The following is a 17,228-nucleotide window of genomic DNA, read 5'->3' on the forward strand; positions in this document are numbered from 1 at the left end:
GTAAATCTATCGCAAATTAAGAAAAAACTACCCTTTTTTCTTAAAAAAGGATAGTTTTTCAAGCGAATGAGAACGACTTTTAGCTAAGCCGTTCTTGGGTCGTCATATGCAAATCTCGTGGTTGGGATGCTGCGATTGGTTTTGGAGATGTTATGAAAAAAACAAAGAACGTGACTAGCTGGTTAGCAAAGCTTGTATTCGGCTTTGCCCTCCTGTTCGGAATGGGCTCTTCTTGGGCGCTTAGTTGCTCTGGTACTGTCTACGTCGCAAACCCAGGTGGTTGGAATTCGATGTACATGGTGGTGGATGGGCAATTTAATCTGTTGCCTTCGACAAGCCTTTCGGATGGCTGGTACGTAATCAACACTTTGGATTACGGTTCTCAATACGCAAAGGAATTCTTCTTTGTTGCATCGGAAGGTGGCTGGAACGACTACGGCATCACCTCGACGCAGTATAATCAGACAGGCTGGAATCAAGGTGATAAGTTCGCCTGTGACGCCTTTGGCACGGGTACGACGCTTTACATTTATGAAGATCCGACAACGGAAGGCAAAACCGCCATTTCAACAGATCCTCCTGACGCTAAGTACTTCTACTTCCTTCCGCCGGATGACCAGCTTTGGAACAGTTCCGTTCCGATGCTCAGTACCGATGGAGGCAAGACTGGCGTTGCCTTGAAGACGGATGCAACTCGTTGCGGCTGGTTCTATTATGTTTGGTTTAATCAGGAACCGCCTGCGGAAGTGACGATCTATCGTGATTCGGATACCGAACGTGAAGAAATTTTAGGCTATGACGGCTATGATGGTGCGGGTCTTGCTCCGACAGCCATCCCGATGCAACAAATCTTTACCCAGTTGAATACGAATACGGTTTTCTTTGTTTCGGACGCAAGCATGTGGCCGGATGGCATGACGGAAGCCGAAAAGGGCTTTACGATTGTGGATCCGGCCGTGGATGGTAACTGCGAATATCATTTGGCAGCTATCATTTACGATACGGATGCCCAATTGCACCCGGCTTTCTCTTGCTACTCGGCTGGTGGTGAAGGCTGCCAGTATGGTGCGCAGGGAGTGTCTTCTGCTCAGGCCCAGGCTGCGGTAAATGCCTGTATCGGTGTGACGCACGGCATTGTCCAGGACACTTTGGATGCGAACAAGAAGCCGCTTTTGAAGACGACGGCTATGGGCGGCATGGGTGAAACGTGCTTTATTAGCGAAGCATTTTTCAATCAGCTTTTCCATCCGACTACGGGTGTGAACGAAATGACTTGCTTTGACCTTCCGTTCAATCGCGATGCTTACGGTAAGTGGGAGTTTAATTCCGATTACTATACGAGCAAAGGTTTGACGGCTCAGGGAGGTTTTTATCCATCCGAAACAACGACGGACGCGGATGTTTTGACGGATTATGGTTCTACACCGGTTTCGAAGGCAAGAACCAAGCGCGGTGCAGAAGGCCCGGTCTTTGTGGGTCCTTTGCTCCGTGAAGTGGATCCTGCGGAAAATGCGCAAAAATTTGATTTGCTTTGCAATGGCGCAGGTTGGCTCGGAGGAATGGATGATTGCTCCGGTCGTTTTGCTAACGGCGATGACGACATTGCTGCCGTAAACTCTTGGCTGGGGGCTACGGATGCATGTATGTGGGGATGGTCTTGCCAGGATAGCAGGCCGGCAGGTTGGCCGAGCTTTAAGGACGGAACGGATACTCCGCTTGCAGGGGGAACGTATCGTTGGACGAGTACGCGCAACCAGCAGTTCTGTTTTGAAAGCCATGCTCAATTCGTTTACAAGCCGGGTCTCCGCTTTAACTTCCGCGGTGACGATGATATTTGGGTCTTTATCGGTGGCAAGCTTGCTGTGGACCTTGGCGGAACGCACCTCGCGGCTCCGGCTTATGCCGTTCTCGACAACTTGACGGATAAGAATGGCAATCCTTTCGTGGAAGGCTCCACTTATGATTTGGACATCTTCTTCTGCGACCGTCGTACGACGATGAGTAACGTGCGTATCAACACGAACATGTACATCCAGCAGAACTCGGGTGTCAGCCGTTCGAAGGATTCCACTTATTCGGGCGACGGCTCTCGTTACAACATCTGCTACGAAGAAACGGGCTCGGGCGACTGCGCCGCAGCTCTTTCGGGGTCGCTCGGTACAGAAACCAAGGTTTACTGCAACGAAGAAATGGCAAATATCCCGGGCGGTCTTGCGGTCAGCTATGCTCTTTACAAGGGCAGCTCCGTTTATACGGCAGCAACGGGGGAAGTCTATGACGAAACCTATTTCAACACGGCTCATGCAAAAGGCCAGACCTCTTTCTTTGGAGCAATCGATCTTTCGAATTGGTATCAGCCGGTCGTGTTAGGCAACGATAAGATTTCGGGACTTCCGTCTGGTACGTATAAGTTCATGGTCTTTATCGGTTCCAAGAAGACGGTCGTGGCAACCCTCCGTGTAGCCGGTAATTTGGATGTCTTGAATGCTAACGGTAAGGACTCGACGGGTCATGTTTACAAGGTACAGACTTCTGCGATGGCTGACGTTCGCATCCCGGTTTATGTCGGTGCAATCGGCGAAGCTTTGGAAGACGGTAACTTGGATGTGGACTTGGGGAGCGCTGTGGGTGAAAGCTACACGATTACCGCGTCGGAAGGTCTTCTTGTTTATGCCGATAGCAACGGCACGACCCCGCTTACTGCAACGGACAAGCAGACTGTCGGTTCGAAGGGTATCGATACTCTCTGGGCTACAATCCCACTTTCTGCAATGACTTCAGCCTCGATGACCGGTACGATTTCTGTTCGTAAGACGGTTCTTGAACTCACGTTCAAACTACCGGCGATTGCCTTTGTGGATTCTTCTTACACAACGCAGTTGAATGGTTACGGCAACTGGGATATCAGTCCAGACTCCGTGCTCTACCGTGGAGCTTATTATACGGCTTATGTGATGATGTTTGACCCGACGACGGGCGCAATTTGCACAAGCTGTAACTATGGCTTGGAACTGGTGACGACGGCTTCTTCCGAAGGCTTGACCGGTTCTTCTACGCTCGGTGTTGTGGAAGGGAAGGGCGTCGTAAACTTCCGTTCTTCGATGCTCTATCCGGATATGGGGAACAGTGTAGTAGACAGCGCTCACTTTACGGTGGCGACGATGGAAAGTGCTTTGATTACGGCTACCTGGAACGGTCTTGTGTTTACAGAGCCTCCAGTACCCATTCCAAATACGGTCCTTGTGTATGATACCAAGGGTAGTGCTGTGACCTACGCCGGTCTTGATCCTGCTTTCACCAATGCGGAATATCTCGATGGGATTGCGGACTCGCTGACGATCCTTTATCACCGCCCGTTCCATGTGGACTCCTTGCCGGATTCCATCGTGGTGAACTGGTCGAAGGTGAAGGAAGAAGCTTTGACGATTACGCGTGATGAAATCCTCAAGGCTGCAAAGGTCTTGATCGCAGATTCTCTCTATGATTCTGTGCTGACGTTCTCCGGCCTTGAACTTTCAAAGGATGTGCAGACCGCAAATTCCGGAAGTTTGCTTTCTTCCTATGCGACTTATAAGAAGAATGGAATTGAGACATCGGGTTCGTTCGATGCTCCGTTCACGGATAAGGTTGCTCCGGTGATTACGCGTGCGAACATTTCCGAAATGTCAGAAGGTCTCTTCCAGGTGAAGATCTCCCTTTCGGAACCTGTGATGGTCTCGGAAGAAAATGCGGGTGAAGTGAAGTCGCTCTTCGGTTATTTCCTTCGCTCTGCAACGGATCTTGTGGGTTCGGCCAAGTATCAGGTTGTGACTGCAACAAACGCTACGGTGGTGGATTCCAACGTGACGATGTTCTACAACTCGGCGAGCGGAACGATTCCGCAGTCTGGTGACTACGTCCGCGCTGTTCCGGGCCTTTTGATGGATGCTGCGGGCAACAGCCCGACCGATTACAACGCAACAGTGCCGTCTCCGTGGATGCTCCTCGAAGGAGACGCAGCTTCGACCATCGCAAGTATCAAGATGGGTACTGTCGATAACACAGTGGATGTCAAGGCGGATATAATTGTTCCGCACTTCCTCGGCATCTATGACTCTGTGGGTGTCTTGCTTGATAAATATCCGAACACGCTTGGTTACATCATCAAGACGGATATGGGTAACATCTTGACGGATCCGAAGCTTGATGCCTTGATTGCCGCAGGCAAGATCAAGATTGAAGATGTGAAGCTCAAGTATGAACTGGATATCTTCACCAACCTTGGAACTTTTGTGGCTCATAAGAGCGGATCGATCGCTTGCTCCGATGAATTCTTCGGCGGTGATTGCCGTGAAAACCGTGGCTATGTCTATCTCGCATGGGATATGGTCACTTCGAAGGGCCGTATTGCAGGCACGGGCGCTTATATCGCGAAGCTCAGCACGTATGCGGTTGTTCCCTCTCAAGGCAAGAAGGGCAAGCACAACGTGACCCAGACATGGGGCGTTCGTCGCACGACAGCAAAGTAATCTCCACGGAGATTTGAAAATTTAAAATGCATCGCTTCGGCGGTGCATTTTTTGTATGTATTCAAAACCGCCGGCTAGGCCGGCGGTCCCGTTTAGCTTTCTTTCGTTCCTTCTTCGCTAAACAAGAAATCCCTTGGATCATTCCTTGGCCCGCACAAGGTGGAATTGCAGGTGTCATATCGTGTTTGCCCCCAAAATTCAGGGGGCAAGTTTTTTACGGAGAAGGCGGCTTGAAACAGGCGCGATACGCCGCAGGCTCTGCGTGTTCCCTGCCCGGCAAGACGCGGCCCTTTCTGCCTGACCGTCCGTGTGAGTACAAACGAACGGGAAGTGAATTTGTTGCAAAATGACGGGAAGGTCTCCAGGCAGAGGACGGCCCCGTCTGCGGGAACGGCGTCGAGGACGGCATCGCGGTAGAGATGGCGGTAGAGATGGGGGCCAGAAAGCGCATCAAAGGAGGGGGGGGCGCCTTCGAGGGGCGCCTTCGGACGTCCCGGAGCGGTTTCGAGAGGCCTCCGGGACTGCATTTTCGGGGGGATCGAAAAAAAATGGCGGCGAAAAAGGAAGAAATGCGTGGATTGATTGTGGACAATATGGAAATATGCGGCTTTTTGACGGCGTTTAGACGGAAAACAGGCGTTGTAAGAAAAAAAAACGAGGAAATTCGCAGAAATCTGCGCAGGAACCCCTTGACGATTCCGTGGGGATTTCTATAATTGGCCTCGTTCCGGTCGGAAACGGCCAGGAAACGCCCCGGACGGGATCCGGGCAGGCTGATTGAAGGATTTGGAGATGTGCTTGAGTGATGCTCCGGTCAATCAAATTTGACGGAAAAGGAAGCGTGTCGGGACAGGCCTTTAGAAAACAATGAAGAGTTTGATCCTGGCTCAGAACGAACGCTGGTGGAGTGTCTTATACATGCAAGTCGAGCGAGGACGTAGCAATACGAGCCGAGCGGCGAATGGGTGAGTAACGCGTAAGCAATCTGCCCCGCATTCCGGAACAACCGTGCCAACGCGCGGCTAATGCCGGGAGCCGTGGCGGCCCGCATGGGCCGTTGACGAAAGAATCATCGATGCGGGATGAGCTTGCGTCCGATTAGCTAGTTGGCGGGGCAACGGCCCACCAAGGCGACGATCGGTAGCCGGCCTGAGAGGGCGATCGGCCACATTGGGACTGAGAGACGGCCCAGACTCCTACGGGAGGCAGCAGTAGGGAATATTGCGCAATGGGGGCAACCCTGACGCAGCAACTCCACGTGTGGGATGAAGCATTTCGGTGTGTAAACCACTGTCGAGAGGGAATAATTCGGCCTTTCGGGGCCGTTGAATGTACCTTTAAAGGAAGCACCGGCAAACTTCGTGCCAGCAGCCGCGGTAATACGAGGGGTGCAAGCGTTGTTCGGAATCACTGGGCGTAAAGGGAGCGTAGGCGGGCCGCCAAGCGTTCTGTGCAATCCCGGGGCCCAACCCCGGACCCGCAGAGCGAACTGGCGTCCTTGAGTGGTTCAGAGGCCGGCGGAATTCCTGGTGTAGCGGTGGAATGCGTAGATATCAGGAAGAACACCGATGGCGAAGGCAGCCGGCTGGGGACCCACTGACGCTGAGGCTCGAAAGCGTGGGAAGCAAACAGGATTAGATACCCTGGTAGTCCACGCGGTAAACGATGCATACTAGGTGTCCCGGGGCGACCCGGGGTGCCGTAGCTAACGCGTTAAGTATGCCGCCTGGGGAGTACGTACGCAAGTATGAAACTCAAAGGAATTGACGGGGGCCCGCACAAGCGGTGGAGCATGTGGTTTAATTCGACGCAACGCGCAGAACCTTACCAGGGTTTGACATGGAATCGCCGCGGCGAGAGATCGCCGTTTTGCAGCAATGCAACGGTTCACACAGGTGCTGCATGGCTGTCGTCAGCTCGTGTCGTGAGATGTTGGGTTAAGTCCCGCAACGAGCGCAACCCACGTTTCCAGTTGCCGCCCGCAAGGGGGCTCTCTGGAGAGACTGCCGGGGACAACCCGGAGGAAGGTGTGGATGACGTCAAGTCCTCATGGCCCTTACATCCTGGGCCACACACGTGCTACAATGGGCGGTACAATGGGCAGCGGGGCCGCGAGGCCGAGCCAATCCCCAAAGCCGCCCTCAGTTCGGATCGGAGTCTGCAACTCGACTCCGTGAAGCTGGAATCGCTAGTAATCGTGGGTCAGCACACCACGGTGAATACGTTCCCGGGCCTTGTACACACCGCCCGTCAAGCCATGGAAGAAGGGAGTGCTCTAAGTCGCGATGCCAACCCGCAAGGGAGCCAGCGCCTAAAGCAAGACCTTTGACTGGGGCTAAGTCGTAACAAGGTAGCCGTACCGGAAGGTGCGGCTGGATTACCTCCTTTAAGGAGTAAACCGCGGTCCTTTTGGACCGCCACCCGATTCGCAAACCAAGGCATCAAGCAAGTACATCTCCAAGTTTTGCAAGAAGCTAACGCGGCTCCGAGAGAGCCCGCGGCCGATTGACAGTACGGGAAGCAATTCCAGAGAAAGTGATAACAAGCATACAAGAAGCGAAGCAGTTTCGAGTGACTGGGTGGCCCGATCAATGACAGGGCGCCGAGCTGCTCATGCGAAGCGAGAGCTATATCGCTGGAAAGAAGGAATTAAGCATAGGAACGCACACGGGGGATGCCTAGGCATTCGCCGGCGACGAAGGACGCGACAAGCTGCGAAAATCCCGGACGAGGCGCAAAGGGCCCGTGACTCCGGGGACTCCGAATGGGACAACCCGCGCGGGGCGACCCGCGCATCGCGGGGCCGAACACATAGGCCCCGTGAAGCCAACCCAGTGAACCGAAACATCCAAGTAGCTGGAGGAGAAGACATCAACCGAGATTCCCCAAGTAGCGGCGAGCGAACGGGGAGGAGCCCAAACCGGGAGCGATCCCGGGGTTGTAGGACTGCCGCGTGACGCGAAGAGAGGTGCTGAAGCGGGATGGAAAGCCCCCCCCCAGCAGGTGACAGGCCTTTAGGGACCGATCTTCGCGCTTGGCAGTATCCTGAGTAGGGCGGGGCACGTGAAACCCTGCCTGAAGCCGGGGGGACCACCCTCCAAGGCTAAATACGAGCGGATGACCGATAGCGACCAGTACCGTGAGGGAAAGGTGAAAAGCACCCCGAGAGGGGAGTGAAAGAGCGCCTGAAACCGTGTGCGTACATTCTGTCGGAGGAGGGACTTGTCCCTCTGACGGCGTGCCTTTTGTTTAATGAGCCAGCGAGTTGCTCGTGTACGGCGAGGCTAAGGTCCTGAGGACCGGAGCCGCAGCGAAAGCGAGTCTGAAGAGGGCGCCTAGTCGTACGCGGCAGACACGAAGCCTTAGTGATCTACCCATGGCCAGGCTGAAGCGGGGGTAACACCCCGTGGAGGGCCGCACCGATATACATTGAAACGTGTCCGGATGAGCTGTGGGTGGGGGTGAAAGGCCAATCAAACTGGGCGATAGCTTGTTCTCTCCGAAACATATTTAGGTATGGCGTCGCGACAGGCTGCCGGGGGTAGAGCACTGGATGGACTAGGGGGCACACCCGCTTACCAAACCCAACCAAACTCCGAATACCGGCCAACCGATTCGCGGCAGACAGCCCGCGGGTGATAAGATCCGCGGACGAAAGGGAAACAACCCTGACCACCGACTAAGCGTCCCCAAGTGCGCGCTAAGTGGGAAAGGATGTGGGACTGCTCAGACAGCCAGGAGGTTAGCTTAGAAGCAGCTATCCTTTAAAGAAAGCGTAATAGCTCACTGGTCGAGCGGTCCCGCGCCCAAAATTATCGGGACTAAGCGCGTCACCGAAGTCGTGGGCTCCAGCGATGGAGCGGTAGGAGAGCGTTCCGCAGGCCTGGGAAGGCGGGTGGCGATGCCCGCTGGAGGTACCGGAAACGAGAATGCTGGCATGAGTATGCGAAAACGCGGGTGGAAAGCCCGCGCACCGAAAATCCAAGGTTTCCCGGGTAAAGTTAATCTTCCCGGGGTCAGCCGGGACCTAAGACGAGGCCGAGAGGCGTAGCCGATGGGGACGGGGTCAAGATTCCCCGGCCTCCCACGAGGCGTCCGACCGACGGGGCGACGCATCGAACAGTACACAGCCACCGATGGACGCGTGGCGGAAGGAGCGTAAGGCGGCAGGGAGGCAAATCCCCCTGCCACGTGCCCGAGACTCCCGACCGGAGGAGGGCTTCGGCCCGAATCCGAGCTGTACATGCCGGTGCCAGGAAAACCCCCTAAGGGAGCCGCGAGGGAGCCCGTACCGTAAACCGACACAGGTGGATGGGGCGAGCAGCCCAAGGTGCTTGAGACAACCCAGGAGAAGGAACTCGGCAAATTAACCCCGTAACTTCGGGATAAGGGGAGCCCCCGGCGGTCAGCGCGGACAGCGCGGAGCCGCTGGAGGCCGCAGAGAAATGGCAGAAGCGACTGTTTACCAAAAACACAGGGCCATGCAAACCTGCAAAGGGAGGTATATGGCCTGACACGTGCCCGGTGCCGGAAGGTTAACAGGAGGGGTCAGCGCAAGCGAAGCCCCGAATCGAAGCCCCGGTAAACGGCGGCCGTAACTATAACGGTCCTAAGGTAGCGAAATTCCTTGTCGGGTAAGTTCCGACCTGCACGAATCGTGTAACGACTTCTGCACTGTCTCCTCCTGAGACTCAGCGAAATTGCAGTGCCGGTGAAGATGCCGGCATCCCGCACCTGGACGGAGAGACCCCATGAACCTTCACTGAATTTTGACATTGGTTTTAGGCCTTGCATGTGTAGGATAGGTGGGAGGCTTTGATGGCGGGGCGCCAGCCCCTCCGGAGCCGCCGTTGAAATACCACCCTTGCCAGGCTTGAGGCCTAACCCGCGCCCCTCACCGGGGCGGGGGACCGTGTCTGATGGTCAGTTTGACTGGGGCGGTCGCCTCCCAAAAGGTAACGGAGGCATCCAAAGGTTCCCTCAGCGCGGTCGGTAATCGCGCGCAGAGCATAAAGGCAAAAGGGAGCCTGACTGCGAGGCGGACACGCCGGGCAGGTACGAAAGTAGGGCTTAGTGATCCCGCGGTACAGCGTGGAACGGCCGTTGCTCAATGGATAAAAGGTACTCTGGGGATAACAGGCTGATCTCCCCCAAGCGTTCATAGCGACGGGGAGGTTTGGCACCTCGATGTCGGCTCGTCGCATCCTGGGGCTGGAGAAGGTCCCAAGGGTTTGGCTGTTCGCCAATTAAAGCGGCACGCGAGCTGGGTTCAGAACGTCGTGAGACAGTTCGGTCCCTATCCGGTGTGGGCGTACGAGACTTGAGGGAACCTGTCCTTAGTACGAGAGGACCGGGACGGACGAACCTCTGGTGTACCGGCTGTCGCGCCAGCGGCACCGCCGGGTAGCCATGTTCGGATCGGAGAAACGCTGAAAGCATCTAAGCGTGAAGCCGTTCCCAAGATAGGGTCTCGCGGGGGCAACCCCCTGAAGGGCCGTCGGAGACTACGACGTCGATAGGTCGCAGGTGTAAGCGCGGCGACGCGTTGAGCCGAGCGATACTAATAGCCCGTGAGGCTTTTCCTTTTCTTCCTACGATGTGGCTTTGCTGCGCGTGAGCAGCCTGGCGTCCGGAGGCACCCCATTCGAGGGCTTCGCCGGCTATGCTTCTTTCCCTGGGCATCCCGTACTGAGAGATTGAAATTTCGGCGGTCATCGACGGTGGGTCATACCCGTTCCCATTCCGAACACGGAAGTCAAGCCACTTGTCGCCGATGGTACCTGGCCCCCGGGCCCGGGAGAGTAGGTCGCCGCCGGATCCACGGGCCCCCGCGGGACATCGCGGGGGCCCTTCCTTTTTCCCCCGGAATCTTCCCTTGTGGCCTTGGTCCTGAAAAAGGCTCCGTGTTGAAAAGGCGGACCCGGGTCCGCCTTCTGTGTTTTAAAGGGTTTAACTGTTTTGTTTGAAATTACAGCAGACCGAGTGTCTGCTTGATTGTTTGCTCGTCGGCGTCGGCGGGGAACAGAGCGCGTTCTTCGGGAGAGATGAATGCCAGTTTGCGTTCTTCATCGGGAAGAGCGGAGCGGTCGCGGAGGACGACCGGTTTCGACGTGATCGTGTAGAAGAACGGGCCTGTTTTGATAAAGGCTTTTTTGGCAAGTCCTTGAGCAATGCCATCCTTGATAGCGCGGACTACGGCTGGGCCTGCGCGATGCAGTCCATGCAGGTGCAGTACGCGTCGTATAAGGTTTTTTTCGTGAATCGGCGACTCTGCGTCAACATAGAACTTCATTTGTAAAATGAGAAGTTTTGAGGCGAGTTCCGGAATGGGAACGTCATGGACGGAGCCTTCGATTTTGGGATGTATAATCTTGTACGGTTCTACGTGTAATTCGGGCTCTTCTTCTGCTTTCACGCTCTTTTCGCGGGGCGGAGGTGCGACGCTTTGTTCTACAGCGATGGTCGTGAGGATGTGGCCCTTTTCGTCTGCGGTGGAACGGTACCAGTTCGGGCACCAGAGCGGGATAATTTTCCAGCCGAGGCGATCGAGCATTTTGAAGCGCAGATAATGGCGGTCCTCGACGGAATTGCGCAGGAAATCGTTTCCGGAATCGGTTTCGATGCCGATGAGGAAATGTCCCGGGTTGTTGGCGTCGTGGACGGCGAATTGGACGGAGGCCCCGTTGTAATTCCAATTCTTTTCCAGTTGGATTTCGCCCGTGTTGATTTCGGTAAAGATTTCCTCTCCGAGGTGGGTGAGGATCGGGCTTGTTTTGAAAATTTCTGCAGATTTGGACGTTTCGACGTATTGCAGGAATTCGGCATAGGCTCGGACGCCTGCACTCGGCGATGACGATTTCTCCGCCTTTTCGCTTGCAAATATGCGCAGGCTCGAAAGAGCGTGCGTGGCGCAAACGTTGATAAGCTTTGTATTCAATCCCTGGCTTGCGATGGTTGCGTTGGGCTCGGCGCAGATGAAGAGCGTGTCGCGGTAATCGCCCGAGGCTTCCTCCGGGAGACGTACATACGGGTCGCGGAGAATATCTTTGGGGGAAACGAAAAATCCGAGTTCGGGATGCTCCTGAATCTTTTTCAGGATGGCTTGGAAAACGCTCTGACGGCGTTCTTCGGTAAAGACGATGATGCCGAGCGATTGCATCGGGTGCTGTTCGACATGCATTGCGGCGGCATCGGCGATCGCCTGGGAAAGATCCGCTTCGTAGACGATGTGAAGTTCGTGGGCTTCCGTATTTGGAGGCGGGAGCTTGCGAATCTTTTGGCTGTAGAAATTCCTGTTGGCGTAGTCGATAAGAATCGGATGCTTGTGCAGAACGTTCAGCGACAGGAAGGAAAGTTTTGCACCCTTATAGAGAGAATAGGCAAGAATGCTTTCGAGCTGCGGAGCCATGAATCCAGGATGTCGGTCTTCGCCTGGAATTGCCGGGAAGGGAGGCGTCGGGAGTTTGGAATCCCCGATGAGGACCGCACGTTTGGCGCGGAGCAGTACAGGCATCGCTTGCAGGGGCGGAACCGCTTCGGCGTCGAGCAGAATGGCGATGTCGAAAAGTTCGGGTTGCTGCGGCAAGACCCCTGCGACTTGGCCGATGGGTAGGATGGTCAAAAGTTTGGGATTCTTTTGGAGCGCATCCTTGGCATTGCGCAGGTTCATGGTGCAAAGGTCATCGGTTGCTTCGCGGAAATCGCGGGCACGCTTGGAATGCGCCTTGGGCGAAGACGAGAAGATCGCCGGGAAAATTTTGCACGCTCTCTGGATTTGCAGGGAGCTGAAGAACTTGCTGAGCTCCTGGATAAGAAGATTCTTGTTTGGGCGTTCGTCGATGAGAGCGTTTTCGAGAGCGGCAAGTCCGAGCTTGCAGAGTTCGTTGCGCTTGTGCTGGATTTGCGTGTAAAGCGGAAGCAGGCGCAGGGAGGCTTCCCAGCGGGAAATGAGTTCCGCTTGTTCATCGACGGTTTCGCAGTCGACGGAGGCGTCAAAGCCTAGTTCTTCGCAGAGTGATTTGAAATTTTTCTCTGCGCTTTTGCAAAGTTCGCGGAGTTCGTCGGCGTTGCGAATCTGGTCCTTGATTTGGCTGTACTTGGAAAGGATCGCGTAAGAGAGCGAAGCGTTTTCCGTCTTTTCCGTTTTTTTGCGGAAGTCATAGAACCATTGAATTTTAGCGGCGAGGACAATCCAGTTGGTATGTTCGAACTGCCAGGACTTTCCGAAGAGGCGGCCAGCGAGGGCTGCCGTGTTCATGTAGAGTTTTTTGCAGTCCTGCAGACGGATCAACTTATCGGTGAGTTCGAGCAGGTCCGCATCTTTTTTACCCTGTTTTGGATTCTTTAAGGTGCGGAGCAAAGTCTTGCGGGCGTTGTGGTAATATTCCGAGAACGCCTTGAAGGTGCGGTCCTGGTTGTTCTTGAGGACTTCTCGTGCGGCTCCGAGTTGCATGTCGATTGCATCGTCGAGATAGACGGGTGAACCGTTGCGACGGAATTCCGACCATGCGGCCCCAGCATCGGGTAGGGCGCGAAGCGCTTCTTCATAAGTTTCCCAGTCTTTGGAATCGAGGAGCCAATCGTCAAAAGCGGGGGTGGATTCGTTGAAGTCGGGCGATATCGCCTTGCTGACATCGGCGAGTTCAGAAATATTGACAGCTTGATTAAAGAAAAGAGCTTTAGAAACACATTCGGCAAGGGTTTCAAGTGTTTGGAATTCCGCTTTGGCCTGTTTGAGCTTTTGCGAGAGATTCTTGCACTGGAATTCATTTGTCGAATCGAGCGAGACCCCGCGGTATGCTTTGAGGGCTTTTTTGGCGTCGTCGCGTTCTAAGGTCTCGAGAAGATCTTGGAGAATGTTTTTGACAAAGTGGACATTTTCACGGTTGAGCTTTTCGACACCTGCGAAAGTGGAATCGGGCCAGGTCTTTTTGCGCGAGCCTGTTTCGCCGAGGATCTGCAGAGCCTCGGAGAGGGTGCTGTTGCCCGGTAAAATCGGCATATTGCTTGCGCGGTTGTAATCGACAAGGGCTTTGCGTGATTCGGAGAGCGCTTCACGGGCCTTGTCGAGTGTGATGTCCTTGTAATTGATGTGCGGCGGATTCCAAAGTTTTTCGAAGCGGACGAGGGAGGCCTTTTTTTTGTAGGCGAGAAGAACTTTTTGGCCGTTTGAGACACTTTCGGAAATGAAGTTCGCTAGAAATTCTTCTTTGGCGGATCCCGGCGGAGCTTCGACCGCATAGATATCGTTTTCCGGGGAGAGCGCTTCGAGTAAAGCCGTGGACGCTTCGGAATCGAGAGTGTGGACAAAATAATGATCGACCGGGTTGAAAAGTTCATCTGGAATACTTTCTTCAAGGTCGGATTCGACGACGTGGAATCCTTCTTCGGAGAGCAGGTGGGAGAGCATTGCTTCCTTTGTGGCGTTCTCCTTCCAATTGGCGGATTCCGTGTCTTGGTATGCGTAAAGGCTTGCCTTGTCGTAGAAGCCGATGAACATACCGCGGGAGGTTGCTTTCCAGCCGGAAACGGCTTGAGTACATTCTTCGACAGCGGCGAAGTATTTGCGAATATCAAAAGTTTTGCCGTCCCAGAAGTCATGGGCGGTGGGCAGGTCGATGACGCCTTTGTTTTTAAGGCGAAGCGGAACATTCTCGATGGGAGCGGATTCCGTGAGAGAAACCTGGAGGGTTTTCGGGTCGATCTGCAGCGGGACAAGCAACAGGGGAGCTGTACTTTGCGCTCTTAAAAAGCCGATGGCGAGGAATGCGTTTTGTTCCCCGGTTCCTTCTTCCATGGTGCGGAAAGCGTAGCGGAAATCGGCGAAAAGGGCATTCTGGGATTCCTGTGAAAATTGGGCACCTGTCGGGGCGAATATAGAGAGAGGCAATGCAACTGGCTTATAAACCCACTTTTCCAAGAAGGGGATTCCATCTTCGGCAAGGAGCGGTGTTTGGTATTTAGCTCGGGGTGCGACATGCAATAGACGACTTTTTGAGCTCAAATCAAAGGAAGCATCGCGTAATTTTAACAGTTTTTGGTACAGAGCGTCCGCCATATATTACGGAATATAATTTGAAACTTCTAGAAAAGGCGATTTTTTACGAGTTGAATTGAATCCTTTACAGAAAGAAGCTGCGTTTTTTTAATGATTCCTGCTTTTGCGCAGACTTCGCCGAGAAGCGCTTCGGCGGATTTGCCTTTGTCTCTTTCGCCTCGGATGCTTGCAGCGTGTTCGCGCTTGGACAGCTTTTTGCCCATAGGATCGACTATCAGAGGATGATGTAAAAAAAGCGGAGGCGTGGTTCTACCTAGAGCTTGAGCGAGGACGATTTGACGTGAAGTGGAATGTTTAAGGTCCTCTCCGCGGACGACAAGTCCGATGCCTTCTTCAAAATCATCTGCAACGACGGCGAATTGGTAGGTCCACTGCCCAATGCGATCCTTGAGGGCGAAGTCGCCGCAGAGTTCCTTGGGGTTTTCCATGAACTTGCCGAGGAGCAGGTCTTCCCATTCGATATTTTCATTTGGCGTTTTGAAACGCACCGCATGATCTTTTGTGAAGGGAAGTCCAAGATTTTGACAGTGTCCCTGGTAAATGATTTCACCGTCGGAATTGGTCGGATTTGTTTCGAAAGTAAATTTTCGGGAGCAGTTGCAGGCGTAGATGAGACCCTTTGAACGAAGCCGCTCGAGCAGGCGTTCATAGCGTTCCGTGTTGGCGCTCTGGATGGATTCCGCATCCCAGGTAAAGCCTAACCATTCGAGATCTTCGCGGATCGCGTCGATGTAGGCCTGCCTAGCACGGCTCTGGTCGTGGTTTTCGATGCGCAGACGTACTCGGTAGCCGAATTTTTCAGCGGCTGCGTAGACGCAGAGTGCGGAAAGAATATGCCCGCGGTGCAAATAGCCGGTTGGGCTCGGAGCAAATCGGGTGAATGGATATTCGGAATTCATCGCGTTATAAGTTAATTAAAATGAGTAAAAAATTTTGAATTCAAAAATTAAAGTTTATATTAGGGGCGATTGCAAATTTTAGGATCATGTTGGAGATTTTATGATCGGACGCATTCTTGGATTGGGTTTGGCGGTATGCGCTCTTGCGTGGGCTAGCGATATGACGGCGACGACTTCGAACGGTTCTGTGGTGATTCTCCACGATAACGGCCGTTGGGAGTATTACAACAACAATTCCAGGGTTCGGGACATTCGCGAATCGGCGATCCCGAAGGATATGCAGACGACGGTCTCCATTGAATATGAATCCGCAGACAAACTGCGAAAAGATATGCGGATGAGAATGGAGGCGGATTTTGCAACGGAAGAAAACATCAAGGATAGTCTGAGAACGCTTCCGGCAGGAGGCATTGTGCATTTCTGTGTTCCGGAAGCCCAGGTGCATTATGGAAATCCGCGGACCTTTACGTACACGGTTTGGGTAGGTAAGAAACAGGTTTATAAGGCCCCGGTTTCGGAAGCGAAGGCGGTGCCTTCGGAAACGGCCGGTGTCACGTATTTGCTTTCTGTGCCGCTGTATATGAAGCTCAATGGCAAGCCTATCAAGGCGCGTGTGGAAGATTCCCACAGTTCGATCGATTTTGATGTGCGCTGATGAATTCCGCTCCTCATTTTGCTGTTGTTGACGTCGAAACGACCGGTGGAAAGCCGGAGTACGCCCGAATTATCGAAATCGGAATGGTTCTCGTCGACGATTGGAAAATCACCCAGAAGTTTGATTCGCTGGTGAAGGTCCCTGTGGAGCTTTCTCCGTTTATTCAGAACCTGACAGGCATTACACCGAAAATGCTGTGCAATGCTCCGGAGTTCGATGAAATCGCCCCCCAGATCGATGCGATGCTCGAAGGTCGCATTTTTGTAGCGCACAATGTGGCGTCGGACTATGGAGCGGTCAGGGCGGAAATGAAACGTTCCGGTTTGGATTTTTCACCGGAAAAGCTTTGTACGGTGAAGCTTTCCCGCCGCGTATTTCCTGGACTTCCCAAGTACAGTTTACATGAACTGACGATGGAACTTGGACTTCCGGATTTTGGACAGCATCGAGCGTTGAACGATGCCGTAGCGGCGGCGAACCTTTTGATTTTTGCGAAGGAAAGGGGTGGGCTTTCGCAAATTGAAGAACTTTTGCGTGGCGGAAAGCGTCCGGTCTTTTATCCGAAGGGCTGGAACGATGCGATGATCATGAAACTTCCGCGGACGCCGGGCATCGTTTATTTCGTCGGCAAGGACGGTATTTTGTATGCGACGGCGGCGAGAAATGCGCGCACGCGTGTTTTGGAACTCCTTTCCAATACACGCCGCAGTCCGCTTAAAGGCTTGACGGACGGCATTTATGATATTCGCGTAAAAGAGCTCGGTTCGGAGCTTTTGGCAAAGCTCTGCTTAGAATCGGAACTTGCGAAGAAACGTTTTCCGTGTAACGCCGTGGTGCAGAAAAAATCCGATGTCGGAGCGCCTTTACCCGATATGGCTGCTTTTTTGCCGGGGCGTTTTATGGGGGACCGTGGCGTCGTGATTGTGCAGAATGCCAAGGTGCAGGGCTATGCCTTTTTGCAAGAAGATAACGGCTATCGGCTTTCGGATATTTTGGAAAGGATGGTCCCGTTTACGCAGACGGACAATTTGGTGCCGATATTAAGGCCCGCGCTACAGCGAAGCGGTATCCGTGTGCAATTTTTGCCCAAGCGTGCTGAACTCTAAAAG

Annotated in this window: 5 protein-coding genes, 3 rRNA genes and 1 pseudogene; 7 read left to right on the forward strand and 2 right to left on the reverse strand. The window is 53.8% G+C overall.

Annotated features, from left to right (window positions below):
• The first annotated feature begins 152 nt into the window (after positions 1–152).
• The 5 genes and pseudogenes from BGX16_RS09745 to rrf all read left to right on the forward strand — a co-directional run bounded on the left by BGX16_RS09745 (position 153) and on the right by rrf (position 10,326).
• Positions 153–4,508, forward strand: a complete 4,356-nt coding sequence (locus BGX16_RS09745; protein WP_100425855.1) for a fibro-slime domain-containing protein — start codon at positions 153–155, stop codon at positions 4,506–4,508.
• Positions 4,509–4,641: 133 nt separating this feature from the next.
• Positions 4,642–4,770, forward strand: a pseudogene (locus BGX16_RS15270) (IS200/IS605 family transposase); the annotation flags it as partial.
• Positions 4,771–5,372: 602 nt separating this feature from the next.
• Positions 5,373–6,896: ribosomal RNA gene (locus BGX16_RS09755) — 16S ribosomal RNA — on the forward strand.
• Between the two features lie 257 nt (positions 6,897–7,153).
• A 23S ribosomal RNA gene (locus BGX16_RS09760) occupies positions 7,154–10,093 on the forward strand.
• Positions 10,094–10,211: 118 nt separating this feature from the next.
• Positions 10,212–10,326 (forward strand): 5S ribosomal RNA (rrf, locus tag BGX16_RS09765).
• The 16S, 23S and 5S rRNA genes sit together here, the layout of an rRNA operon.
• 150 nt (positions 10,327–10,476) lie before the next feature.
• On the opposite strand, the gene BGX16_RS09770 is transcribed toward rrf, so the two are convergent.
• Both BGX16_RS09770 and BGX16_RS09775 read right to left on the reverse strand, forming a co-directional pair.
• Positions 10,477–14,397, reverse strand: a complete 3,921-nt coding sequence (locus tag BGX16_RS09770) for a DUF3320 domain-containing protein (protein ID WP_157797976.1) — start codon at positions 14,395–14,397, stop codon at positions 10,477–10,479.
• A 194-nt stretch (positions 14,398–14,591) separates the two neighbouring features.
• Positions 14,592–15,464 carry a glutamate--tRNA ligase family protein gene (locus BGX16_RS09775; RefSeq protein WP_100425857.1) on the reverse strand — a complete coding sequence of 291 codons (873 nt, stop codon included), beginning with the start codon at positions 15,462–15,464 and terminating at the stop codon, positions 14,592–14,594.
• 100 nt (positions 15,465–15,564) lie between these two features.
• On the opposite strand from BGX16_RS09775, the gene BGX16_RS09780 reads away from it, so the two are divergent.
• Together BGX16_RS09780 and BGX16_RS09785 are read left to right on the forward strand one after the other, a co-directional pair.
• Positions 15,565–16,119, forward strand: coding sequence for a hypothetical protein (locus BGX16_RS09780; protein WP_100425858.1), 555 nt, complete (start codon positions 15,565–15,567; stop codon positions 16,117–16,119).
• Entirely contained in the window at positions 16,119–17,225 is a 1,107-nt protein-coding gene (locus tag BGX16_RS09785; protein WP_100425859.1) for an exonuclease domain-containing protein, read from the forward strand. The genes BGX16_RS09780 and BGX16_RS09785 overlap by 1 nt, the downstream gene beginning before the upstream one ends.
• Positions 17,226–17,228 lie beyond the last annotated feature (3 nt).

The organism is Hallerella succinigenes (genome assembly GCF_002797675.1).
Lineage (GTDB): Bacteria > Fibrobacterota > Fibrobacteria > Fibrobacterales > Fibrobacteraceae > Hallerella > Hallerella succinigenes.